Raw genomic sequence first — 591 nt, 5'->3', positions numbered from 1 at the left:
TTAATTTTCATTTGATAATATTTTTTGTATTAGTCCCCTAATGTTATCCGCAATATTTTCTACTGATTCTGGAGAGCCATTTCTTAATGATTCATGCACCATATCATTTAAATATTTTCTTATTGAATTACTATTTATTGCCTCAAGTGCTTTTTTAGCATCGACTGAGATTTTAGGATCTTCAAAGAGTTTATCATTATTATTTATACAGTATCTAACTAAATCATCTAATTTAAAAGATGATTTATAATTATTTTCACCATATTTTTTCTTCATATCTTCCATAAAAGTTCTCCAAATATTTTTGAATTTTAATCTATAAATTAAAGATTTTTCTATTAAAGTTCTTGTAAGTAATAGTGTAGCTAATGGAAACTTTTCTACTTGAATTTTAGAAATTTCGTATACTACATGTTCTAGATTTTCATCATTTAAATTTTTTGCAACTAATAATTTTCTAAAATATTTTGGATGCGGCCTAGGTAATTTATTATTTGTTTTTTCTTTTAATTTTTAGGGTGTCCAAACATACGTCAACTCACTATGTACATTATTTTCCTCCCTGAATTTCCGGTTATTTTATTGGCCATT

Annotated in this window: 1 protein-coding gene; it reads right to left on the bottom strand. The window is 25.0% G+C overall.

Annotated elements, in window-relative coordinates:
• A complete protein-coding gene (locus AOG55_RS00320; protein ID WP_156318707.1) occupies positions 1–285 on the bottom strand; it encodes a hypothetical protein in 285 nt (94 codons plus the stop codon).
• Positions 286–591 lie beyond the last annotated feature (306 nt).

It is taken from the genome of Acidiplasma cupricumulans (assembly GCF_001402935.1).
GTDB lineage: Archaea > Thermoplasmatota > Thermoplasmata > Thermoplasmatales > Thermoplasmataceae > Acidiplasma > Acidiplasma aeolicum.
Note: the sequence above shows the minus strand (reverse complement) of the source record. Positions and strands in the feature narration are given on the sequence as shown.

Coding starts and splice junctions, on each gene's coding strand:
- AOG55_RS00320 (WP_156318707.1), bottom strand. CDS start 285: ATGGAAGATATGAAGAAAAAATATGGTGAAAATAATTATAAATCATCT.